This window comes from Micromonospora parathelypteridis (genome assembly GCF_014201145.1).
Lineage (GTDB): Bacteria > Actinomycetota > Actinomycetes > Mycobacteriales > Micromonosporaceae > Micromonospora > Micromonospora parathelypteridis.
The window spans coordinates 1,741,590-1,762,680 of the sequence record NZ_JACHDP010000001.1 but is presented as its reverse complement, the minus strand read 5'-3'; the positions used below and the strand labels follow the sequence as shown (position 1 = coordinate 1,762,680).

At 70.9% G+C, this 21,091-nt stretch carries 22 protein-coding genes and 1 riboswitch; of the genes, 11 read left to right on the top strand and 11 right to left on the bottom strand.

Annotation, left to right across the window (positions count from 1 at the left end; all coding sequences use genetic code 11):
- Window positions 1–62: 62 nt before the first annotated feature.
- Window positions 63–167: riboswitch (TPP riboswitch) on the bottom strand.
- Between the two features lie 108 nt (window positions 168–275).
- The 5 genes from HNR20_RS07505 (at window position 276) to HNR20_RS07485 (ending at window position 5,491) form a co-directional block, all read left to right on the top strand.
- The gene (locus tag HNR20_RS07505) at window positions 276–1,106 is read left to right on the top strand and encodes an alpha/beta fold hydrolase (RefSeq protein ID WP_184177663.1); all 831 of its coding nucleotides are present in this window, start codon (window positions 276–278) and stop codon (window positions 1,104–1,106) included.
- 29 nt (window positions 1,107–1,135) lie between these two features.
- Window positions 1,136–1,942, top strand: a complete 807-nt coding sequence (locus HNR20_RS07500; RefSeq protein ID WP_184177661.1) for an AAC(3) family N-acetyltransferase — start codon at window positions 1,136–1,138, stop codon at window positions 1,940–1,942.
- Window positions 1,939–2,688, top strand: a complete 750-nt coding sequence (locus HNR20_RS07495) for a sugar isomerase domain-containing protein (RefSeq protein ID WP_184177659.1) — start codon at window positions 1,939–1,941, stop codon at window positions 2,686–2,688. Before HNR20_RS07500 ends, HNR20_RS07495 begins: the two co-directional genes overlap by 4 nt.
- A 173-nt stretch (window positions 2,689–2,861) precedes the next feature.
- Window positions 2,862–3,365: a DUF6328 family protein gene (locus HNR20_RS07490; protein WP_184177656.1), complete on the top strand. Its 504-nt coding sequence runs from the start codon at window positions 2,862–2,864 to the stop codon at window positions 3,363–3,365.
- 119 nt (window positions 3,366–3,484) lie between these two features.
- Entirely contained in the window at window positions 3,485–5,491 is a 2,007-nt protein-coding gene (locus HNR20_RS07485; protein WP_184177654.1) for an acyl-CoA dehydrogenase family protein, read from the top strand.
- A gap of 31 nt (window positions 5,492–5,522) precedes the next feature.
- On the opposite strand, the gene HNR20_RS07480 is transcribed toward HNR20_RS07485, so the two are convergent.
- From HNR20_RS07480 to HNR20_RS07440, 9 genes are all read right to left on the bottom strand, one after another.
- On the bottom strand, window positions 5,523–5,690 hold the full coding sequence (locus HNR20_RS07480) for a hypothetical protein (protein WP_184177652.1): 168 nt from the start codon (window positions 5,688–5,690) through the stop codon (window positions 5,523–5,525).
- A 9-nt stretch (window positions 5,691–5,699) separates the two neighbouring features.
- Window positions 5,700–6,308, bottom strand: a complete 609-nt coding sequence (locus tag HNR20_RS07475) for a hypothetical protein (RefSeq protein ID WP_184177650.1) — start codon at window positions 6,306–6,308, stop codon at window positions 5,700–5,702.
- A 124-nt stretch (window positions 6,309–6,432) separates the two neighbouring features.
- The gene (locus tag HNR20_RS07470; RefSeq protein WP_184177648.1) at window positions 6,433–6,882 is read right to left on the bottom strand and encodes a GNAT family N-acetyltransferase; all 450 of its coding nucleotides are present in this window, start codon (window positions 6,880–6,882) and stop codon (window positions 6,433–6,435) included.
- Window positions 6,883–6,895: 13 nt separating this feature from the next.
- Entirely contained in the window at window positions 6,896–7,294 is a 399-nt protein-coding gene (locus HNR20_RS07465) for a Fur family transcriptional regulator (protein ID WP_184177646.1), read from the bottom strand.
- Complete coding sequence (locus HNR20_RS07460; protein ID WP_030338189.1) at window positions 7,291–7,590, bottom strand: ArsR/SmtB family transcription factor; 300 nt, start codon at window positions 7,588–7,590, stop codon at window positions 7,291–7,293. The genes HNR20_RS07465 and HNR20_RS07460 overlap by 4 nt, the downstream gene beginning before the upstream one ends.
- A 37-nt stretch (window positions 7,591–7,627) precedes the next feature.
- Window positions 7,628–8,500, bottom strand: a complete 873-nt coding sequence (locus HNR20_RS07455; RefSeq protein WP_184177644.1) for a metal ABC transporter permease — start codon at window positions 8,498–8,500, stop codon at window positions 7,628–7,630.
- A gap of 3 nt (window positions 8,501–8,503) precedes the next feature.
- On the bottom strand, window positions 8,504–9,265 hold the full coding sequence (locus HNR20_RS07450) for a metal ABC transporter ATP-binding protein (protein WP_184177642.1): 762 nt from the start codon (window positions 9,263–9,265) through the stop codon (window positions 8,504–8,506).
- Complete coding sequence (locus tag HNR20_RS07445) at window positions 9,262–10,206, bottom strand: metal ABC transporter substrate-binding protein (RefSeq protein WP_184177640.1); 945 nt, start codon at window positions 10,204–10,206, stop codon at window positions 9,262–9,264. Before HNR20_RS07445 ends, HNR20_RS07450 begins: the two co-directional genes overlap by 4 nt.
- 54 nt (window positions 10,207–10,260) lie before the next feature.
- Window positions 10,261–10,518, bottom strand: coding sequence for a hypothetical protein (locus HNR20_RS07440; protein WP_184177638.1), 258 nt, complete (start codon window positions 10,516–10,518; stop codon window positions 10,261–10,263).
- A 28-nt stretch (window positions 10,519–10,546) separates the two neighbouring features.
- Here HNR20_RS07440 and HNR20_RS07435 point away from each other — a divergent pair, with 28 nt between their 5' ends.
- The 5 genes from HNR20_RS07435 (at window position 10,547) to dusB (ending at window position 14,935) form a co-directional block, all read left to right on the top strand.
- A complete protein-coding gene (locus tag HNR20_RS07435; RefSeq protein ID WP_110566725.1) occupies window positions 10,547–10,888 on the top strand; it encodes an antibiotic biosynthesis monooxygenase in 342 nt (113 codons plus the stop codon).
- Between the two features lie 24 nt (window positions 10,889–10,912).
- Window positions 10,913–11,392, top strand: coding sequence for a hypothetical protein (locus tag HNR20_RS07430; RefSeq protein ID WP_184177636.1), 480 nt, complete (start codon window positions 10,913–10,915; stop codon window positions 11,390–11,392).
- 114 nt (window positions 11,393–11,506) lie between these two features.
- Window positions 11,507–12,886 carry a glycine--tRNA ligase gene (locus HNR20_RS07425; protein ID WP_110566721.1) on the top strand — a complete coding sequence of 460 codons (1,380 nt, stop codon included), beginning with the start codon at window positions 11,507–11,509 and terminating at the stop codon, window positions 12,884–12,886.
- A gap of 525 nt (window positions 12,887–13,411) precedes the next feature.
- Window positions 13,412–13,675 carry a hypothetical protein gene (locus HNR20_RS07420; protein ID WP_184177634.1) on the top strand — a complete coding sequence of 88 codons (264 nt, stop codon included), beginning with the start codon at window positions 13,412–13,414 and terminating at the stop codon, window positions 13,673–13,675.
- An 87-nt stretch (window positions 13,676–13,762) separates the two neighbouring features.
- The gene (gene dusB, locus HNR20_RS07415) at window positions 13,763–14,935 is read left to right on the top strand and encodes a tRNA dihydrouridine synthase DusB (protein ID WP_184177633.1); all 1,173 of its coding nucleotides are present in this window, start codon (window positions 13,763–13,765) and stop codon (window positions 14,933–14,935) included.
- A gap of 387 nt (window positions 14,936–15,322) precedes the next feature.
- On the opposite strand, the gene HNR20_RS07410 is transcribed toward dusB, so the two are convergent.
- Window positions 15,323–15,982: a C39 family peptidase gene (locus HNR20_RS07410; protein WP_184176877.1), complete on the bottom strand. Its 660-nt coding sequence runs from the start codon at window positions 15,980–15,982 to the stop codon at window positions 15,323–15,325.
- Window positions 15,983–16,422: 440 nt separating this feature from the next.
- Complete coding sequence (locus HNR20_RS07405) at window positions 16,423–18,081, bottom strand: beta-N-acetylhexosaminidase (RefSeq protein WP_373291060.1); 1,659 nt, start codon at window positions 18,079–18,081, stop codon at window positions 16,423–16,425.
- Window positions 18,082–18,371: 290 nt separating this feature from the next.
- Between HNR20_RS07405 and ppdK the strand changes: the two genes are divergently transcribed.
- Window positions 18,372–21,080, top strand: a complete 2,709-nt coding sequence (ppdK, locus tag HNR20_RS07400; protein WP_184177629.1) for a pyruvate, phosphate dikinase — start codon at window positions 18,372–18,374, stop codon at window positions 21,078–21,080.
- The last annotated feature ends 11 nt before the right edge of the window (window positions 21,081–21,091 follow it).

Genomic DNA, 21,091 nt, shown 5'->3' with positions numbered 1-21,091 from the left:
TTCTGACTGCGAACCAGGAGAAGACGCACGCCGCGCGTCCGGTGGCACCGGACGGCGGCGCGGCTGGAGGTCGACCGAACTCCCTGCGCTGGCATTACCCAGATCAGGTTCGAGGGTCTGCGGGCGTGCCCGCACTCTCAGCGCTGTGCGCTCCCCTGTCGGATGTGAAGTTGTCTCGCTGACGCTAACACCGAACAGGGCCGTCAGCCCAGCAGGGCATCCGCCTGACCTGCGGGGAGCGACCGACTCGCCGTCGGCTGGGTACGCTTCCGATCATGCGGGTCGACGCGCGAGGTTTCACGTTCGAGGTAACCGCCGGCGGACCGCCGGACGGCGTACCCGCCCTGCTGCTGCACGGTTTCCCGCAGCACAGCGGCGAATGGGACGACGTCGTGCCGACGCTGCACGCGGCCGGGCTGCGCACGTACGCGCTGGACCAGCGCGGCTACTCGCCGGACGCCCGACCCGCCCGGGTGGCCGACTACCGGATCCCCGAGCTGGTCGCCGACGTGGTGGCGGTGCTCGACGCCCTCGGGCTGGACGCTGTCCACCTGGTCGGCCACGACTGGGGAGCGATCGTGGCGTGGGCGGTCGCCGCCGGGCACCCGGATCGGGTCCGCACGCTGACCGCGGTGTCCGTGCCACATCCGGCGGCGATGGCGCAGGCCCTGGCCACCGACAGCCAGCAGAAGGCCCGCTCGTCGTACATCGCGCTGTTCCGCAAGCCGGACAAGGCCGAGAAGGTGCTGCTGGCGTGGCACGCGACCGCGTTGCGCAAGCTGCTCGGCGGGGTGGGCGACGCGCGCCGGGTGGACCGCTACGCCGACCCGATGCGCGAGCCGGGGGTGCTCACCGCCGCGCTGAACTGGTACCGGGCGATGTCCCGCGCCGACCTGGCCGGCGTCGGCCCGGTCGCGGTGCCCACCACGTACGTCTGGAGTGACCGGGACGTCGCCATCGGCCGGACCGCCGCCGAGGCGTGCGCGGCCAACGTCATCGGTGAATACCGCTTCGTGCAGCTGCCCGGGGTGAGTCACTGGATCCCGGACACGGCGCCAGGCCCGCTCGCCGAGGCGATCCTGGCCCGAGCCGGCAAGACGGCCTGAACCGTGCGGGTCAGCGAGGGAGGGCCATCGTGACGACGGACGCCAGCGGGCCGGGCACTCGGCGCTCGATCGCCGCGCAACTGCGCGTGCTGGGCGTACGCCCCGGCGCGACGCTGCTGGTGCACGCCGCGCTGCGTCCGCTGGGATTCGTCTGCGGCGGGCCGCACGCGGTGGTGCTCGCCCTGCGCGACGCGCTCGGTCCCGACGGCACGATCGTGGTGCCCACCCACACGCCGGACAACAGCGACCCCGCGGGATGGAGCAGACCGCCGGTGCCGGCGGACTGGTGGCCGCTGATCCGCGCCGAGATGCCGGGCTTCGACCCGGCGGTCACGCCGAGCCGGTTCATGGGTGTGCTCGCCGAGACGGTTCGCGGCTGGCCCGGCGCGATGCGCAGTTCGCATCCGCACGTGTCGTTCGCCGCGCTCGGGCCGGCCGCCGAGCAGGTGGTGGCCGGGCACACCCTCGGCGACATGCTCGGCGAGGGCTCGCCGCTGGCCCGGCTCTACGACCTGGACGCCGACGTGTTGCTGCTGGGCGTGGACCACTCCAAGAGCACCTCGCTGCACCTGGCCGAGTACCGCAGCCCGGGCGCACCCCGCGAGCAGGTGGGCGCCGCCGCGCGTACCGGCGACGGTGGTCGCGAATGGGTGTGGTGGCAGGACGTACGGCTCGACTCGGACGACTTCGACGCGTTGGGCAGGGACCTGGAGGCCACCGGGGCGGTTCGCACCGGACCGGTCGGCGACGGGACCGGCAGGTTGATGCGCCAGCGGGCGGCGGTCGACTTCGCGGTGCGCTGGCTGGCCCGCAATCGGACGACGGAGGACGCATGACGCTGAGTGCCGAGGACTATCTGGCCGTGGTGACCGAGACGATCGGCCAGGTGGCCGCCAGTCAGCGGGAGGCGGTGGGGCGGGCCGCCGACCTGATCGCCGAGGCTGTACGCGCCGACGGCGTGGTGCACGCGTTCGGCACCGGGCATTCGGAGGCCCTCGCGATGGAGATCGCCGGACGGGCGGGCGGTCTGGTGCCGACCAACCGGATCGCGCTGCGCGACCTGGTGCTGATTGGTGGCGAACCGGCCGAGCAGCTCGGTCCGATGTTGGAACGGGATCCGGAGGTCGCGCACCGCCTCTACGAGCTGGCCCCGGTGCGGCCCACCGACGTCTTCGTGCTGGCCTCGAACTCCGGGGTCAACGGCGCGATGGTGGAGTTCGCCATGCTGGTGAAGGAACGCGGCCACGCTCTGGTGGCGATCACCTCCGCGCAGCACTCCGGCCGGATGACCTCCCGCCACCCGTCCGGGCGCAAGTTGGGCGACCTCGCCGACGTGGTGCTCGACAACGGTGCGCCGTACGGGGACGCGACGCTGCCGCTTCCCGGCGGTGGCGCGGTCGGCGCGGTCTCTTCGATCACCGCCGCGCTGCTGGCGCAGCAGATCACCGTGGAGGTGGTGGCGCGGTTGCTGGCGGCGGGGGAGCGGCCGCCGGTCTACCTGTCGGCGAACATCCCGGACGGTGACGCCCACAACACGGCTCTGGAGGCCCGGTACGCGGGCCGGATCCGACGCGGGTCCTGACGCTGTCGCGGGCGTTCCCGGTCGCCCGGTATCGACTCGCGCGCCAGGCCGAAATGCGAACTCACGATGAACGGACGGTGTCGTGAACTTGTTTCGCGCTCGGCCGGGTGGGGCATTGGCGTTGCTGCCGGCGGGCGGGACCGCCGGCAGTAGCGTCGCACCGGAGGTAGCGCGTGTCCAAGGAGACCGAGAAGCAGCGTTGGCAGCGCAATTTCGCTGACCTGTTGCAGGAGTTACGGGTCGCACAGACCGGCGTGCAGATTCTCTTCGCCTTCCTGCTCACCCTGCCGTTCAGCAACGGATTCACCCAGACCAGCGAGTTCCAGCGGGACGTCTACATCGTCGCGCTGCTCGCCGCGGCGGCCGCCACCGCAATGATCATCTCGCCGGTGGCGTTCCACCGGGCGCTGTTCCGGCAGGGGCGCAAGCCGGAGCTGGTGCGGTTCGCCCACCGGATGGCCAGCGGTGGCCTCGCCTTCATGCTGATCGCGATGGTCAGCGCGGTGCTGCTGATCACCGACTTCGTGCTGGACCGGCCGATCGCCTTCGTGCTCAGCGCGCTGACCGGGCTCTGGTTCCTCATGTTCTGGGTTGCCCTGCCGTTCGCCCGGCGCAACTGGGGTGAGGACGACATCGACGACGAGGACGACGACCCGGACGAGATCGCCGGCCGCTGAGCGGGGCGAGCGGGCCGAAGCAGATCTTCACGCAACGCTACCCCTGGGTAACACCCGGGGGTAGCGTGGCGTTGAGGGCGCATACCAACGCAGCCGCACCAAGGTTCGAGGGGGCAGCCGTGACCACGACGCAGGACGGCCGACAAGCACCGGACGGCCCCGATTCCGACGCCACCCCCGACACCGCCGGCGCTGCGGCGCCGTTGCCCGCGGAGGCCGGGCACGTCTCGGAAAAGGAGGCGCGGCGGGTCGCCGAGGCCGCCCGCGAGTCCACCTGGGACCGGCCCAGCTTCGGCAAGGAGCTGTTCCTCGGCCGGTTCCGGCTCGACCTGATCGACCCGTGGCCGCAGTCCGACCCGGACGATGTGGCCCGCGCCGAGGAGTTCCTTGGTCGGTTCCGCGCCTTCCTCGACTCCGAGGTGGACGGCGCCGCCATCGAACGCGATGCGTCCATCCCCGACTCGGTCTTCCACGGCCTCGCCGACCTCGGTGCGTTCGGCATGAAGATCGACCGGAAGTACGGCGGGCTCGGGCTGAGCAACCTGCACTACTGCCGGGCGCTGATGCTGGCCGGTTCGGTCAGCCCGGCCATCGGCGCGCTGCTCTCTGCGCACCAGTCGATCGGGGTGCCGCAGCCGCTGAAGATGTTCGGCACCGCCGAGCAGAAGCAGAGCTTCCTGCCCCGACTCGCCGCCGGCGAGGTGTCCGCGTTCCTGCTCACCGAGCCGGACGTCGGCTCCGACCCGGCCCGGCTGGCCACCATCGCCGAGCCGACCGAGGACGGCACCGGTTACCGGCTCAACGGGGTGAAGCTCTGGGCCACCAACGGCATCGTGGCCACCCTGCTGGTGGTGATGGCCCGGGTGCCGGCCACCGAGGGGCGACGGGGTGGGATCACCGCGTTCGTGGTGGACGGCGACAGCGCGGGCATCACCGTCGAGCGGCGCAACGAGTTCGTCGGCCTGCGCGGCCTGGAAAACAGCCTCACCCGGTTCCACGACGTGTTCGTGCCCACCGAGAACGTCATCGGCGGCGAGGGCAAAGGGCTGAAGATCGCCCTGACCACGCTGAACACCGGCCGGCTCTCCCTCCCGGCGATGTGCGTGGGCGCCGGCAAGTGGTCGTTGAACGTGGCCCGGGGGTGGGCCGCCGACCGGGTCCAGTGGGGCCGGCCGGTGGGCGAGCACGAGGCGGTCGCGCAGAAGCTCTCCTTCATCGCCGCCACCACGTACGCCATGGAGACCATGCTCGACCTCTGCTGCCTGCTCGCCGACGACGACCGCAACGACATCCGGATCGAGGCGGCCCTGGTCAAGCTGTACGCCAGCGAGATGGCCTGGACGATCGCCGACGAGCTGATCCAGATCCGGGGCGGGCGCGGCTACGAGACGGCCGACTCGTTGGCCGCCCGCGGCGAACGCCCGGCCAACGTCGAGCAGGTGCTGCGCGACCTGCGGATCAACCGGATCTTCGAAGGCTCCACCGAGATCATGCATCTGCTGATCGCCCGGGAGGCGGTCGACGCCCACCTGTCGGTGGCTGGCGACATCATCGACCCCGACGCCGGGCTGGGCCGCAAGGCACGGGCCGGCGCCCGAGCGGGCGCCTTCTACGCGAAGTGGCTGCCCACTCTTGCCGTGGGTCGGGGGCAGAGCCCTTCGGCGTACGCCGAGTTCGGGCCCCTCGCCGCGCACCTGCGACAGGTGGAGCGGTCGTCGCGCAAGCTGGCCCGGTCGACGTTCTACGCGATGTCCCGCTGGCAGGGAAAGATGGAACGTAAGCAGGCGTTCCTCGGCCGTGTGGTGGACATCGGCGCCGAGTTGTTCGCGATGTCCGCGGTCTGCGTCCGTGCTTCCGCCGAACGGGACAGCCGACCGGAGAACGTCGAACTGGCCGACCTGTTCTGCCGGCAGGCGCGGGTGCGGGTGGATGCCCTGTTCACCGCCCTCTGGGACAACACCGACTCGGTCGACACCGCCGCCGCGAAGCGGATCCTCGCCGGCCGTTACGCGGGCCTGGAGGAGGGCGTGATCACTCCGTCCGACGAGTTGCCCTGGGTGGCCGGCTGGTCGCCCGGCCCGTCCACCGCCGAGGACGTCCGCCGCCGCATCCCGCCCAAGCCCTGATCCGTCCCTGCCGCCAACCGCACGCCAGGTGTCAGCGGGCGACAGCCCAGGCCAGCACCGCCGCCAGGATCAGGCCGTTGAGCCCGGCCAGAGCCAGGTACGCCGCGGGCGGGATCTTCTTGCCCCGGCGCACGAAGGAGACCAGGACGGCGGCGTAGCCGAGCAGCAGGACGGCGATGACGATCAGGAAGTAGAACACCCGAAGACCTTAGCGGCCCCGACCGCGTACGCCGAGTTGACGCAGCTCCAGCGTGGCCAGCGCGTCGATGGTCTCGTCGTCGCCGCGCCGCCACGCCTCGGCGACGTCTGGCGCGATCCGGTTCAGTCGACCCAGTGGCTGACTGACCAGCGCGCGCAGGGCGAGCAGGTCCCGGCCGGCCGGGACGGCAGCCAGCTTCGCCGCTGACCCCGCTCGGCGCATCCACCGGAGCCGCAGTGGCAGCCAACCGAAGAGCACCAGACCCAACGGAAAGATCAGCACCGCGATGGTGAGGGCGAGGGCGAGCTGGTCGACCATGTGCTGCTGGTCGCGGCCGGCGTCGGCGAGCGACCGGGCGGCATCGGCGGCGCGTTGGAAGGGCGCGGTCAGCTCGTCGCCGACCAGCGGCACCCGGCCGACCTTGCTGCCGGCGTCGCCCAGGTTGTCGGCCAGCCCGGTGCCGGCGCCCTCCAGCTTCTGCCCCGGTACGGCGAGCTTCTGCACCAGGTCGTGCAGCCACAGCGCGCCGCGGATGGCCGCGTACACCCAGGCGACGACGAGCAGGTCGGTGAGCAACTGTCGGGCGGCGGTCGGAAACCGATCGGCATAGATTTTCACGCCGGACAGCGTTGCACGAACGGCCTCGGCTCGACACCCGTCGTTTGGTGGCCGGGGCGAACCGGCCCGCAGCGCGGCGGCGCTGGCCCGCGTTTGCCTGTCACGCTGCGGGTGGCGTTCGCGCTCAGGTGAGCCGGAGGTCCACGAACGGCACGGTGTCACCGGGCAGGACGTACCGCTCGATCTCGACGAAGCCGTGCTGTCGGGCGAACCGCAGGCCGTCGTCGTTGGAGGCCAGGACGACGGTGTCGATGACCTGCGCGCCGAGGTCTCGTGCCCTCGCCAGCCCTCGCTGGTAGATCTGCTCCCCGTAGCCGTGCCGGCGATCTCCCGGCAGAACCCGTGCGATCACGGTCGCGGCCGCCGTATCGGATTCCGGGGGTCGTACCGTCGAGCAACCCACCGCCACCCCCTCGACGTACGCGACCTCGAGGATGTTCCGCTGGGCGCGGACGACGATCTCGTCGGCCGACAGCGTGGCCGTGGGGATGATCAGATTGTGGACGTGTTGCCAGTCGAGCAGGGCTGCTTCGCCACCCACGGGCTGGACCGGCCTGAACTGAAGGTCTGACACGATCTCAGGCTAGTCAATGCGAGCAGGCCGGGCAGGTCCCGAAGATCTCCATGGTGTGGCTGATGTCGGTGTAGCCGTGCTGCGCGGCGACCCGGTCGGCCCAGCTCTCCACGGCCGGCCCGGCCACCTCGACCGTACGCCCGCAGGCCCGGCAGACCAGGTGGTGGTGGTGCCCCTCGCTGCAGCGGCGGTAGAGGTGCTCGCCACCCGGCGGACGCATCACGTCGATCTCGCCCGCGTCGGCCAGCCCCTGCAGAGTGCGGTAGACGGTGGTCAGACCGACCCGTTCGCCGCGCTGCCGCAGCATCGCGTGCAGGTCCTGGGCGCTGTGGAAGCCCTCCATCTCGCCCAGCAGCGCGCTCACCGCCGAGCGCTGCCGGGTGTTGCGCACCGCGGCGCTGCTCTCGCTCATGATCCCTCCCCCGCATGGCTGACCGCGTCGGCCACGATGTGCGCGACGTGCTCGTCGACCAGGCTGTAGGCGATCTCCCGACCGCGCCGCGAACCCCGCACCACGCCCGCGCCGCGCAGCACCCGCAGGTGCTGGGAGACGAGCGGTTGCGCGGCGCCGAGCTTCTCCACCAACTCGTGCACGCACCGCTCACCGCCGGCCAACTCGCTGACGATGGCCAGCCGAATGGGCGCGGACAGCGCGCGGAGCAACTCGCTCGCCCCGTCGAACCCGTCGTAGCCCGTCGCGCTGGTCATCCTGCAACGGTAACCAATACCACCGACATCCCGCCGATCAGGACCTGTCCAGCACGACCTCGTGTGGTTCCGGTGTTGGCGCGGCGGTCGGTGTCGCCCGGCGGCGCAGCGCCCGCCAGACCCCGCCGGCCACGGCCACCACCAGGAAGGAGGCGATCGCCACCAGCACCACCGAGGCGCCCGGCGCCGTGTCCGCCGTGGCCGCCACCCAGACACCGGAGCCGGCGGCGAAGAACCCGAGCACCATCGCGGCGGTCATCGTGCTGCGGAAGCCCCGGGTGACCTGCTGTGCGGTGGCGACCGGCACGACCATCAGCGCGCTGATCAGCAGCACCCCGACGGCCCGCATCGCGATGGTCACGGTGATCGCGGTGGCGACGGCGATCAGCAGGTTCAGCGTGCGTACCGGAAGGCCGGAGACCCGGGCGTACTCCTCGTCGTGGCTGACCGCGAAGAGCGCCGGGCGCAACGCGATCATCGTGATCAGGATCGCCGCGCCGAGCACCGCGATGGTGATCACGTCGGTGAGGGAGGTGGTGATCAGCGACCCGAACAGATAGGCGTTGAGGTTGGCGCTGGTCGCGTCGGAGAGGCCGACCAGCAACACGCCGCCCGCGATTCCCCCGTAGAAGAGCAGGGCCAGGGCCAGGTCGCCGGACGTACGCCCGCGGGCACGGACCACCTCGATGGCGATCGCGCCCGCGGTGGCGACGAGCACCGCCACCAGCACCGGCGAGCGGTTGAGCAGCAGACCCGCGCCGACGCCGGTCAGCGCCACGTGCCCCACGCCGTCGCCGATCAACGCCAGCCGGCGCTGCACCAGGTAGATGCCGAGGGCCGGCGCGGCCAGGCCGATCACCAGCGCGCCGATCAGGGCATGCTGCATGTAGGAGTACTGGAAGAGTCCCATGCGTCAGTTGCTCCACAGCCCGGCGGGCTCGTCGGGACCGTGCGGGTGCACGTGGTCGTGGTCGGGCTCCGCGTGATGGCCGGCCGGGTCCGGCACCGCACCGTCGTGACAGATACCACCCTCGTGTACGACGACCGCCCGGCTGATCACCGGTCGCAGCGGGCCCAACTCGTGGGCGACCAGCAGCACCGTTCCGCCGTCGGCGACGAAGTCGCGCAGCGCGTTGGCGAACGCCTCCTGGCTGGCCGCGTCCACCCCGGCGGTGGGCTCGTCGAGGACCAGCAGCTCCGGCTGGCCGGCCAGTGCGCGGGCGATCAGGGTGCGCTGCTGCTGGCCGCCGGAGAGCGTGGACACCGGGTCGCCGGCCCGGTCGGCGAGCCCGACCGCCACCAGCGCGGCGTCGACGGCGGCCCGGTCGGCTCGACCCGGCGGGCGGAGGATCCCCCGGCGGGCCAGCCGGCCGGAGGCCACCACCTCACGGACGGTGGCCGGTACGCCGCCGCCGGCGCCCAGGCGCTGCGGGACGTACCCGATGCGCGCCCACTGCCGGAAGCGGCGCAACGGCCGGTCGAAGAGGGTGACCGAGCCGGCGCTGATGGGCACCAGCCCGAGCACGGCGCGGATCAGGGTGGACTTGCCGGAGCCGTTGGCACCGAGCACCGCGACCACCTCGCCGGCGGTCACGGTGAGCGAGACGTCCCGGAGCACGGGGCGGCCGTCGTAGCCGACCACCCCGTGTTCGACGGTGATGACAGGTGAGGTCACGAGCAGCTCAAGGCCGTCTGCAGGGTCTGCAGGTTCGTACGCATCACCGAAAGGTAGTCCCCGTTGCTGCCAGCGGCGAGCCCCTCGATCGGGTCGAGCACGGCGGTCTTCGCGCCGACCTGACCGGCGATGGTCTCGGCGACCTTCGGGCTGACCAGGGTCTCGAAGAAGATCGTGGTGGCCTGGTGCTCCTTCGCCTCCTCGATCGCGTGAGCGAGCCGCTGCGGCGAAGGCTCGACGTCCGGGCTCAGCCCGGTGATGCCGACCTGGTCGAGCTGGTAGCGGTCGGCGAGGTAGCCGAACGCGGCGTGGCTGGTCACGATCTCCCGCCGCTGGCAGGTCGCCAGGCCGTGCCGGAACTCGCCGTCCAGGGCCGTGAGGTCGGCGCGTAGTGCCGCGGCGCCGGCGGTGTAGTCGGCGGCGTGGTCCGGGTCGGCCTTGCCGAGCCGCTGGGCGAGCTGGTCACCGATGCCGGCGAGGCGGGTCGGGTCGAGCCAGACGTGCGGGTCCTTGGCACCGCTGTCCTCGGCGTTCTCCTCCTCGCCCTCGTGGTTGTGCCCGCCGGCGCTCGCGTCCAGCAGCGGCTGCACGCTGGTCACGTCGAACGCCCGGTCGCCGCCGTTCTGTGCGACGGCGTCGTCGACCGCAGGCTGGAATCCCTTGAGGTAGACGATCAGCTCGGCCTCGCTGACCTGACCGACCTGGCTCGGGTTGAGCTCCAGGTCGTGCGGCTCGGCACCGGGCTTGGCCAGGTTGGTCACCCGGACCGCGTCGCCGCCGACGCGCTCCGCGATGAACTGGAGGGGATAGAACGCGGCCACCACGTCGACCCGTTGGGGGTCGGCGCCGGCGGCACCACCGGTGGAGCAGCCGGCCGCGGCACCCAGGGCGAGGAGGGTGGTCGCGGCGGCCAGGACACGGAACGTGGTGCGGTTGCTCATGACGTCAACTGTCCGTGGCAACGATAATGATTGTCAAAAACGCATGATTGCATGTCAGAGCAGCTTCGCGAGGCCCACCGTCACCAGCAGGGTCAACATCACCAGTCGAATCAGCCGGGTCTGCGGTGCCTGAACCGCCCAGGTCGTCGCCATCAGGGCGATCAGGACCGCGGCGAGCGCGAGCGTCAGCAGCCCGCCGATCACCCCGGGCGTGAAGAACGCCACCAGCACCACCACCAAGGTGAGCAGGAACACCGACGTCGGGTTCGCCCCGGCCAACCGGGCCAGCAGAGGGCGCTGCGTACGCTGCATCCCACAGACTCTACGAGGAGGACCTCCGTTGCTGGTGACCAACCGGTTCGTGGTCGACGTCGATGTTGCCGACGACTTCACCGAACGGGCGCACGCCGCCCTCACCGCACTGGCCGCCCGCCCCGGCTACCTGCGCGGTCAACTGGTCCGGGCGCTCGACGATCCCCGGTACTGGTCGCTGGTCACCGAATGGGAGTCGGTCGGCACGTACCGGCGCGCGCTGGGCGCCTTCGAGGTCAAGGTCAGCGCCGTGCCGCTGCTCGCCGAGTCGGTCGACGAGCCCTCCGCGTACGAGGCACTGGCCACCGCGGCCCCCGGCGGAGCCGTGGTCGTCGCCGAGAGTGATCGGGCTGCGGGTCCTTACCGCTGAGCCACCGGACACTACGCTGCTCCTATGACCCCACCCGCCCCGCCGCCCGGTCCCGGGGTGGCTCCGCCGTTCGCCGCGCCGCCCACCGAGGGCCGCCGGACCCGGCTCTGGATCGGCCTCGGCGTCGGCGCGCTCGCCGTGGTGCTCTGCTGTGGCGGGGGCGGCAGCGCCGTCGTCGGCCTGGCGGTCACCGGCGTGCAGGCGGTCCGCGAACAGGCCCGCACCGTGACCGGCGACTACTACCAGGCGCTGGTCGAGCGGGACTACGGGCGGGCGTACGAGCAGCTCTGCGACGACGCGCAGCGGCGCGAGTCCCGGCCCGAGTTCGAACGGCGGGCCGCCGCCGAGCCACAGGTCACCGCGTTCCGGTTGGGTGAGGTGGACACCATCAACCTGACCTTGCCGGTCGACGTGACGCTCGAGGGTGGCGACCGGGAGCAGCAGCAGGTCATTCTCGGTAACGACGGTCAGACCGGCGGCGTGGAGGTCTGCGGGGTCAGCTGACCCGCCCCCGGTATTCTGCTGGGCTCAGGGCGACGGTGGTCGTACCGTTGTCCCGAACCGACCGTTCCATCCACATCTCGCCCCCGCCGACCGCCAGCCGGCGTAGGAGGAAACATGCCAGTCGACCGTATCGACGCCGTCGTCAGCCTCGCCAAGCGCCGAGGCTTCGTCTTCCCCTCCAGCGAAATCTACGGAGGCACCCGATCGGCGTGGGACTACGGCCCGCTCGGCGTGGAGCTCAAGGAGAACGTCCGCCGGCAGTGGTGGAAGACCATGGTCCAGCAGCGCGACGACGTCGTCGGGCTCGACTCGGCGGTGATCCTGGCCCGCAAGGTGTGGGAGGCGTCCGGTCACATCGCCGAGTTCGTCGACCCGCTGACCGAGTGCCAGTTCTGCCACAAGCGCTTCCGGGCGGACCACCTCGAAGAGGCGTACGAGGCCAAGCACGGCAAGCCGCTGGCCTCGCTCACTGAGCTCAACTGCCCCAACTGCGGCAACAAGGGCACCTTCACTGAGCCGAAGATGTTCAACGGCCTGATGAAGACCTACCTGGGCCCGGTGGAGAGCGAAGAGGGCATGCACTACCTGCGCCCGGAGACCGCGCAGGGCATCTTCGTCAACTACAAGAACGTCGAGACGGTCGCCCGCAAGAAGCCGCCGTTCGGCATCGCGCAGACCGGTAAGTCGTTCCGCAACGAGATCACCCCGGGCAACTTCATCTTCCGGACCCGCGAGTTCGAGCAGATGGAGATGGAGTTCTTCGTCGAGCCGGGCACCGACGAGCAGTGGCACGAGTACTGGCTCCAGGAGCGCTGGAACTGGTACCTCGACCTCGGCCTGTCCGCGGATAACCTGCGCCTCTACGAGCACCCGGCGGAGAAGCTCTCGCACTACTCCAAGCGGACGGTCGACATCGAATACCGCTTCCAGTTCGGCGGCACCGAGTTCGCCGAGCTGGAGGGTGTCGCCAACCGCACCGACTTCGACCTCTCCACGCACAGCAAGCACTCCGGCGTCGACCTGTCCTACTTCGACCAGACCAAGAGTGAGCGCTGGATGCCGTACGTCATCGAGCCGGCGGCGGGTCTGACCCGCGCGGTGCTCGCCTTCCTGCTGGAAGCGTACGACGAGGACGAGGCACCCAACACCAAGGGTGGCGTGGACAAGCGCACCGTCATGCGCTTCGACCCGCGGCTCGCACCGGTCAAGGTGGCCGTGCTGCCGCTGTCGCGCAACGAGGCGCTGTCGCCGAAGGCCAAGGACCTCGCGACGCTGCTGCGCAAGCGCTGGGTGGTGGAGTTCGACGATTCGCAGGCGATCGGCCGCCGCTACCGCCGGCAGGACGAGATCGGCACCCCGTTCTGCGTGACTGTCGACTTCGACACGCTGGACGACAACGCTGTGACGGTGCGCAACCGGGACACCATGGCCCAGGAGCGGGTCTCCCTGGACCAGGTCGAGCGCTACCTGATCGAGCGCCTCCCCGGCTGCTGATGTGCTCGGAAGGCCCCGTCCCGACCGCGGTCGGGACGGGGCCTTCTGCTGTCTGACCAGGGGCGGGACGCGAGACGAAGCGTCGGCGACTCGCGGGTCGATGAAATTAATTCAGTGCCATCTTTCGATATTTTGGTCTCGATCGGAAGAAGGTGGGATGACATGACGAATCGACTGTCCGTCCTCCGCTTGACCGCTGCGGCGTCGATCGTCGTGGGACTGCCGGCGCTCTCCGGCTCAGCGGCCCACCACGGTGCCGCCCAGGCCCCCCGGGCGAGCGCTGCCGCCCACGCCCCGCCGCCACCGAGCGCGTCCTCCGCAAGGCGTGGGTCGGTTGGTGCGGTCCCCACGGCCACGGCCTCCGTATCGCCCGTCCCTGGGATGATCGAGGCCACCCAGTGGAGGCTCGAGCCGCCGGCTCCGTCCCGCGGCGGTCCCGCGCGGCGTGCGTCCCCGCGGGCCGTGACACGTCTCGCCCCCGTCACGGCGATCCACTCGCAAGCCAAGATCGACAGCGGAGCGCTGGTGACGTGGACGACCTCGCCGACGTGCCTCCTGGCGGGGCACGACACCACGGGTTGGGCGTGGCTGGACGACCTCCCGACAGGGAGGGTGGTGCGGGTCGTCTCGGGGCCGTGCGCGGGCACCTACCAGGTGGTCGGGCACCGATGGCAGCCGCGCAAGGGCGGTACGATGCCGCGCTGGATGAGCCGATACGACCTCGTGCTGCAGACCTGCACGGGGCGGAGCGGGACGGGGTTCAGCACCGCTCGACGGCTGGCCCGGTAGGCCCGGTCGGGTCGGCCCCGGGGGTGTCAACCCGAGCGCCGCCCTGCGGCAGGCAAAGGGGGAGGAACCCCTCCGTATACTTGCGGGGTGAGTGATGTCGCGGTGGCGGCCGGACGCCCGTTGACCCTCGGTGGCTACCAGGTGTGGCCGCCGGTGGTTCTCGCGCCGATGGCCGGGATCACCAACGTCGGGTTCCGCCGGCTCTGCCGGGAGCAGGGCGGCGGCATCTACGTCTGCGAGATGATCACCACGCGGGCGCTGGTCGAGCGGAACCCGAAGACGCTGCGCATGATCGCGTTCGGCGACGACGAGAAGCCTCGCAGCCTCCAGCTCTACGGCACCGACCCGGAGATCACCGCTGCCGCCGTGCGGATCGTCGTCGAACGCAACCTGGCCGATCACATCGACCTCAACTTCGGCTGCCCGGTCCCCAAGGTCACCCGGCGTGGGGGCGGCGCGGCGTTGCCGTGGCGGCGCCGGCTCTTCGCCCGACTGGTGCAGGCCGCGGTGGCTGCCGCCGCGCCGGCCGGGGTGCCGGTCACGGTGAAGATGCGCAAGGGCATCGACGACGACCACCTGACGTACGTCGAAGCCGGGCTCGCCGCCCAGGACGCCGGCGTGGCCGCGGTGGCCCTGCACGGGCGGACCGCCGCGCAGCGCTACTCGGGCACCGCCGACTGGGACGCGATCGCCACGTTGAAGCAGGCCCTCGACGTGCCGGTGCTCGGCAACGGCGACATCTGGGAGGCCGACGACGCGCTGCGGATGGTCGCGCACACCGGGGTCGACGGCGTGGTCGTCGGGCGCGGCTGTCTGGGTCGACCGTGGCTCTTCGCCGATCTGGAGGCCGCCTTCAACGGGCGCTCGGAGCGGCGGTTGCCCACCCTCGGCGAGGTGGCGGTGACCATGCGCCGGCACGCCGAGCTGCTGGTAGACCAGTTCGTGGCCGGCGCCAGCAACCCGGCCCGGGGTGAGCGGGACGGCTGCACCGATTTCCGCAAGCACGTCGCCTGGTACCTCAAGGGCTTCCCGGTCGGCGGCGAGCTGCGCCGCTCGCTGGCGATGATCGAAAGCCTGGCCCAGCTCGACGACCTGCTCGGAAAGCTCGACCCGACGGAGCCGTTCCCGGTGGCCGCCCTGGGCCAGCCGCGCGGACGCACCAACTCGCCGGGCAAGGTCTTCCTGCCGGACGGCTGGCTGGCCAGCCGAGACGACGACGCCGTCCCCGAGGGCGCCGAAATGGACGACTCCGGCGGCTGATCGCTGACGTCCGGCACCGGCGCGTGAGTGCGGAGCGTGGATGCGGCGGGCTCCGAACCCGTCCGTCCGTGCCGCTGTCGCCACGGTCCGTCCGTCCGTCCGTGAGTATCGGCTGGGCGTAGGGGGTCGGCACGCTTTGGAGCTGATGCCGCAGACGAACCGCCCTGAGGCCGCGCCGTGAATCGTCTACGACATCAGCTCCAAAGGGCCAGCGGCGCACACTCGGCCCGACGCACACTCGGCCCGGCGCACACTCGGCCCGGCGCGGCTCTGCCCCGGAGCGGAGCGGCTCTGCCCGTCCTCGCCAGTGGCCTAACCGACGCCGAAGGGCCGGGCCCCGTGGTTGGGGTCCGGCCCTTCGGTGTGGTCGTGGTGTGCTGGTGTGGGTCAGCTGGTGGCGTAGCCGCGGGTGGCGATCCAGTCGGCGAGGTGCTCGATGGTGATGTCGTAGGCGGCTTGGTTGGGGTCGGCGGAGTCGGCGATGGTGACGGTGTTGCCGTTGTCGTGGTAGCCGACGACGCTGATGTAGTGCCCGCCTTCGTAGGAGTGGGTGGTGCCGGTGGTGTCGGTGCTGGTGCCGGCGATGTTGGCGACGACGGCGCGGCCCTGGTCGACGGTGTGGACGACGTCGGTGCGCAGGGTGTCGGTCTGCTTGGTGTCAGCGTTGGGGTTGCTGATTTCCACGGACCGGTAGGCGTCGGGCTTGCCGGTTTCCTTGTTCAGGACGGGGGTGATGTCGTTGATGGAGTTGGTGCCGGCTTCGGTGGTGCCCATTTCCTTGGCCATGTCGTCGACGTTGATGTTTTTGCCTTGGACGGACAGGGCGTTACGGGTCGCGGCGGGCCCGCAGTAGTAGAAGTTCGGCTGCGCCTCGTAGCGCACACCCAGCTCCCGCTCACCCGAGGGCTTGCGGTCGTTCTGCGTCTGCGAGGTCGGCTTGGCGTCGGACGCGGCGTAGGCGGCGGTGACGGGGCCGGCGATGGCGCCGCCGGTGAAGGCGAGCCCAGCGGCGGTGAGGGCGGTCTTACGGATCAGATCGGTACGCATGATGGCGTGCTCCTCTGCGATGGGGGTACGCAACACACACCCGGGGGGTGGGTGTGCTGCGGGAAGAAGTCCTGGAGGGTGCCCGGCAGCCCGCAAGGGGCCGGCATCGGGGCGTCTCCGTGGAGGGTGTAACCGTGGCGGCCCGGCAGGTGTTCCCGGGGGCTGCCGCACGCTGAAGCCCGGGGGCTACGGCGGCATGCCAGGTATAACGACCCCGGCCGGCCCCCGATTCCACCGCCCGGGTGACCCCGACCACCGGGCAACGTGCATTAAACCGGACATACGGGCCACGCGTGGATTGCCTTGCCCGGTGCCTGGAGGTGATCCACACCGGGTCGCCGACATGGGGGCATCCGGTGTCGGGGATACCCCAATGTCGGCGACGTTGAGTGGATCACTTCGTGTGTCCGGTTGACGCCGGACTGCGGGGCCGCTCGGCGTCAGCCGGTCGTCGTGTCGGCCTGCTCCGGGTGGCGCTGCTCCGGGATGGTCGGGACGGCCGGGGTCGTCGGCCAGGGGATCTCGGGCGCGCGGTGGAAGGTGGTGCCCGCCGTCGCCCAGCGCGGGCCGTGAGCCGCCAACCGGTCGCGGAAGTCGGCCCAGTCGTGCGTTTCCCGAGGTGACCAGCCGAGTTCGGCGATCGCGGGGAGCCGGGGGAGGAGCAGGAGCTCGATGTCGGCGAGCGAGGTGACCGATTCGGTCCAGAGCGGCGCCTCCACGCCGAGTACGGCCTCCCCGGGAACGTTCGTGAGGTGCGTGCCCGGGTCCCAGTCGTACGCCTTTCGCACGTCGATCAGGCCAGCCCAGTCATGCCCGATCGGGGTGTCCGACGCGTACTTCATGTCCAGGTAGGCGTGGTTGCCGGGGGAGAGGATCAGTCGGGCGCCCCGGCGTACGGCATCGGCCGTGGTGGGGTCCTCACCGTTCGTGCCCCACCACTGCAGCACCCGCCCGTCCTCGTGCCCGGCCGGCGCGAGCTGGTGCCAGCCGACGACGGTCTTGCCGAGGCCGGCCACGATGCGTTGGGCCCGCTCGACGAAACCGGTGTACACCTCTCCCTTCACCTTGAACGCCTCGTCGCCGCCGATGTGCAGCCACGGCCCCGGGGTGAGTGCGGCCACCTCGCCCAGGACGTCGGCGACGAACTCGTACGTCCGCTCGTCGGCCGGGTCGACGTAGCTGAAGCCGACCTCGGTGCCGGTGTACGGCGGCGGGGCGATCTTGTCCGGTGCCAACTCCGGGTACGCGACCAGCGCCGAGTTGGTGTGCCCGGGGAGGTCGATCTCCGGGACGACGGTGATGTGGCGAGCGGTCGCGTAGGAGACGATCCGCCGGTAGTCGGCCTTCGTGTAGTGCCCGCCGGGACCTCCGCCGACCTCGGTCGTCGCGCCGACGCCTGTCAACTTCGGCCAGGAGTCGACGGCGATCCGCCAGCCCTGGTCGTCGGTGAGGTGCAGGTGCAGGTGGTTGAGCTTGTAACGGGCCAGGTGCTCGATCACCCGGAGCACGTCCTCGACGGCGAAGAAGTGCCGCGCGACGTCGAGCATCGCGCCCCGGTACGGGAAGCGGGGCGCGTCGGTGATGGTGCCGCCGGGCAGCGCCCAGTGTTCGGTGACCGGGACCGGGCTCTCGATGGCCGGTGGCAGCAGTTGGCGCAGGGTCTGCACGCCGTAGAAGAGGCCGGTGGCGGTGACGGCGGTGACGCGTACCCCGTTGGTGGTGATGTCGAGCCGGTAGCCCTCGGTGCCGAGGTCGGCGGTCTCGTCCAGCACCAGCGCGATGCCGCCCGCGGGGTCGGGCGTGGTGGCGTCGGTGACCGGCAGCGGGTACCCGGTGGCTGGCCGGAGCAGCTCGGCGAGCTGTGCGGCGACCGCCAGCGCGGCGGGGTCGGCGCTGGCCACGATGACCGCTTCGGCGGCCAGGACCCAGGCCTCGGTCGGGTCCGGCTGGACCTGCCGGGGAGCGGGCACGACGTCGCTCAGCCGGTGCGGGGCTGGTGGGGCGGGCAACTCGGCGGCGGTCCGCTCGGCCGCCGCGGGGTCGGCGGCGGGGTCGAGGGAGGGGATGGTCGACACGGCGGCGACTCCGGGGGGGTGTATTCGCGTCGGTTATGGCAAAAGTGAGGTTCGCTGGCTGGCGTGCCGTCAAGCCTACGACTCTCGGCCGGCATGCGTGTTACTGCGCGTGGAAGCGTTCCCAAAAACCGGTACGAACACGGATAGTCGTGATAGCTGTGCCTATTGTCACCGAACGGTCCCAGGTCACCCGATGTTCGCTTAACCTTCGCCCACCGATCGGCGTCGACTCCGGGATTACCGGCAGTCCGTCCGGGGCAAGAAAAAACTGAACCTTCGTTAAGTGTCAATCCGGCGCGTGTGTGGAGGCTCTGGTGGCAGCGCAAGAGACCGTCGATCAGAAGTACGTCTACGACTTCTCCGAAGGCAACAAGGATCTCAAGGACCTGCTCGGCGGCAAGGGGGCCAACCTCGCCGAGATGACCAACCTCGGCCTGCCCGTCCCGCCCGGCTTCACCATCACCACCGAGGCCTGCCAGGCGTACCTCGCGACGGGACGGGAGCCCGACGGCCTCGCCGGTCAGATCGAGGCGCACCTGGAGTCGCTGGAGCGCGCGATGGGCAAGCGTCTCGGCGACCCGCAGGACCCCCTGCTGGTCTCCGTCCGCTCCGGGGCCAAGTTCTCCATGCCGGGCATGATGGAGACCGTCCTCAACGTCGGTCTCAACGACCAGAGCGTGGTCGGTCTCTCCGCGCAGGCGGGAACGAACGACAGGTTCGCCTGGGACTCCTACCGTCGCCTCATCCAGATGTTCGGCAAGACCGTCTGCGAGGTGCCGGGCGAGGAGTTCGAGCAGGCGCTCGACAAGGCCAAGAGCGCCAAGGGTACGACCAACGACCTCGACCTCGACGCGGACGACCTGCGGGGGCTGGTCGACGCGTACAAGAAGATCTTCCTCAAGCACACCGGTCGCGAGTTCCCGCAGCAGCCGCGCGAGCAGCTCGACCTCGCCATCCGGGCCGTCTTCGAGTCGTGGAACGCCGAGCGCGCGGTGCTCTACCGTCGCCAGGAGCGCATCCCGGCCGACCTCGGCACTGCGGTCAACGTGGTGACCATGGTCTTCGGCAACCTCGGCCCAGACTCCGGCACCGGAGTCGCGTTCACCCGTGACCCGGCCAGTGGCGCGCAGGGCATCTACGGCGACTACCTGGCCAATGCCCAGGGTGAGGACGTGGTCGCCGGTATCCGCAACACCGTGCCCCTGCAGGAGTTGGAGCAGCTCGACAAGGCCTCCTACGACGAGCTGCTCGGCATCATGGCCCGGTTGGAGGAGCACTACAAGGACCTCTGCGACATCGAGTTCACCATCGAGCGCGGCAAGCTGTGGATGCTGCAGACGCGGGTCGGCAAACGCACCGCCGCCGCCGCGTTCGTCATCGCCGGGCAACTCGTCGACGAGGGCCTGATCGACCTGGACGAGGCGCTGCACCGGGTCAACGGCGCGCAACTGGCCCAGCTGATGTTCCCCCGGTTCCAGCTGGACCACGAGTTCCAGCCGGTCGCCAAGGGCATCGGCGCCTCGCCCGGCGCGGCGTCCGGCACGGTGGTCTTCACCTCCGCGCGGGCCGTCGAGCTGGCCGCCGAGGGCAAGTCGGTGATCCTGGTCCGCCGGGAGACCAACCCGGACGACCTGAACGGCATGATCGCCGCCCAGGGCATCCTCACCTCCCGGGGTGGTAAGACCAGCCACGCCGCCGTGGTGGCCCGGGGCATGGGCAAGACCTGCGTCTCCGGTGCCGACGAGATCGAGGTGAACGTCCCGGCGAAGCGGTTCACCGTCGCCGGGCAGACGGTCAACGAGGGCGACGTCGTGTCCATCGACGGCACCACCGGCAAGGTGTACCTGGGCGAGGTGCCGGTCATGCCCTCGGAGGTGGTGCAGTACTTCGAGGGCAGCCTCGACCCGGAGCACATCGACAACGCGCTGGTTCGGGCCGTGCACCGGATCATGACGCACGCCGACGGGAAGCGGCGGCTCGCGGTCCGCACGAACGCCGACACCGGCGCGGACGCCGCCCGGGCCCGGCGCTTCGGCGCCGAGGGCATCGGGCTGTGCCGCACCGAGCACATGTTCCTCGGCGACCGACGGGAGTTGGTCGAGCGGCTGATCCTGTCCCGGGCCGAGGGTGAGCGGGAAGCGGCCCTGGCGGCGTTGCTGCCGTTGCAGCGGGCCGACTTCGAGGAGATCTTCCGCGAGATGGACGGTCTGCCGGTCACGGTCCGGCTGATCGACCCGCCGCTGCACGAGTTCCTGCCGCCGCTGGAGCAGCTCGCGGTCAACGTCGCGGTCGCGCAGGAGCGGGGCGAGGACGTCGCCAAGGAAGAGGCGCTGCTCGCCGCCGTCCGGCGGATGCACGAGGAGAACCCGATGCTCGGGCTGCGGGGCGTTCGCCTCGGCCTGGTCATCCCCGGCCTGTTCGCGATGCAGGTCCGGGCCATCGCCGAGGCGGCCGTCAGCTGCGCCCGTGGCGGCGGCGTAGCCAAACCGGAGATCATGGTGCCGCTGGTCGGCGCAGTGCAGGAGTTGGAGACGGTCCGCGCCGAGGCCGAAAAGATCATCGCGGAGGTGGTCGGGGACAGCGGGGTCGAGGTGCTGATCGGCACCATGATCGAGGTGCCCCGGGCGGCGCTGACCGCCGGGCAGATCGCCGAGGCGGCCGAGTTCTTCTCCTTCGGCACCAACGACCTGACCCAGATGGGCTGGGGCTTCTCCCGCGACGACGTCGAGGGCGCATTCTTCTGGCGCTACCTGGAGCTGGGCATCTTCGGCATCTCGCCGTTCGAGTCGATCGACCGCGATGGCGTCGGCCGGCTGGTGCGGATCGCCGCCGAGGAGGGCCGGGCCGCCCGCCCCGGGCTGAAGCTCGGTGTCTGCGGTGAACACGGCGGTGACCCGGACTCGGTGCACTTCTTCCACGAGGTCGGCCTGGACTATGTGTCCTGTTCGCCGTTCCGCGTGCCGGTGGCGCGGCTGGAGGCCGGCCGGGCGGTCGTGGAGACCGGCGGGTCGGACAGCCGCTGACGCGGGGCCGG

Excerpts from the sequence above, each read along its gene's own strand:
- HNR20_RS07505 (WP_184177663.1), top strand. The coding sequence starts at position 276 with ATGCGGGTCGACGCGCGAGGTTTCACGTTCGAGGTAACCGCCGGCGGA.
- HNR20_RS07495 (WP_184177659.1), top strand. The coding sequence starts at position 1,939 with ATGACGCTGAGTGCCGAGGACTATCTGGCCGTGGTGACCGAGACGATC.
- HNR20_RS07465 (WP_184177646.1), bottom strand. The coding sequence starts at position 7,294 with ATGAGCGAGAGCAGCGCCGCGGTGCGCAACACCCGGCAGCGCTCGGCG.
- HNR20_RS07460 (WP_030338189.1), bottom strand. The coding sequence starts at position 7,590 with ATGACCAGCGCGACGGGCTACGACGGGTTCGACGGGGCGAGCGAGTTG.
- HNR20_RS07455 (WP_184177644.1), bottom strand. The coding sequence starts at position 8,500 with ATGGGACTCTTCCAGTACTCCTACATGCAGCATGCCCTGATCGGCGCG.
- HNR20_RS07445 (WP_184177640.1), bottom strand. The coding sequence starts at position 10,206 with ATGAGCAACCGCACCACGTTCCGTGTCCTGGCCGCCGCGACCACCCTC.
- HNR20_RS07440 (WP_184177638.1), bottom strand. The coding sequence starts at position 10,518 with ATGCAGCGTACGCAGCGCCCTCTGCTGGCCCGGTTGGCCGGGGCGAAC.
- HNR20_RS07430 (WP_184177636.1), top strand. The coding sequence starts at position 10,913 with ATGACCCCACCCGCCCCGCCGCCCGGTCCCGGGGTGGCTCCGCCGTTC.
- HNR20_RS07425 (WP_110566721.1), top strand. The coding sequence starts at position 11,507 with ATGCCAGTCGACCGTATCGACGCCGTCGTCAGCCTCGCCAAGCGCCGA.
- HNR20_RS07410 (WP_184176877.1), bottom strand. The coding sequence starts at position 15,982 with ATGCGTACCGATCTGATCCGTAAGACCGCCCTCACCGCCGCTGGGCTC.